The organism is Paraburkholderia sp. BCC1886 (assembly GCF_900996245.1).
GTDB lineage: Bacteria > Pseudomonadota > Gammaproteobacteria > Burkholderiales > Burkholderiaceae > Paraburkholderia.
Genome location: NZ_CAAJGK010000119.1, coordinates 1 through 467 on the forward strand (window position 1 = coordinate 1; position 467 = coordinate 467).

A 467-nucleotide genomic window follows, 5' to 3' on the forward strand; every position below is an offset into this window, starting at 1 on the left:
GCTGCCGGGCGACGAGCTGGCCAGCAGGCTCGCGAACAGGATCTCGTCGGTGCGCAGCCCGCGCCGCTTGGTGCAGGGCCCGAGCACGGCGAGCGCGCCGGTCTCGAAGGCTTCCAGCACCACGGGGTGGATGTAGCTGCTCCGGCACACGGCCGGCGTGTTGTGCAGCAGCGCCGCCACCTCGCGCACCGTGGCGACGATCTGCTTGCGCGCCTGCCGCGCATCGAGCCAGGCGGCGCGCCGCAGCAGGGCCAGCGCGTTGACGCTGCCGGCCCAGGTCCGGTAGTCCTTGGCGCTGAAGTCGGCGCCGCCCGCCTCGCGCAGGTAGTCGTTGATCTCGGCCGGGCCGATCGCGTGCCGCGCGCCCTCGGCGTCGAGATACTGGAACAGGTGCCGCCCCGGCAGCTTCGCGCAGGCGCGCACGATCGGCAGCACCCGCGCGTCGTCGATCCGCACGTCGTGCTCGA

General features: G+C 73.9%; 1 pseudogene. It reads right to left on the bottom strand.

The features are described from left to right. Nucleotides 1–467 (bottom strand): annotated as a pseudogene (locus FQ746_RS33245) (DNA topoisomerase IB); the annotation flags it as partial.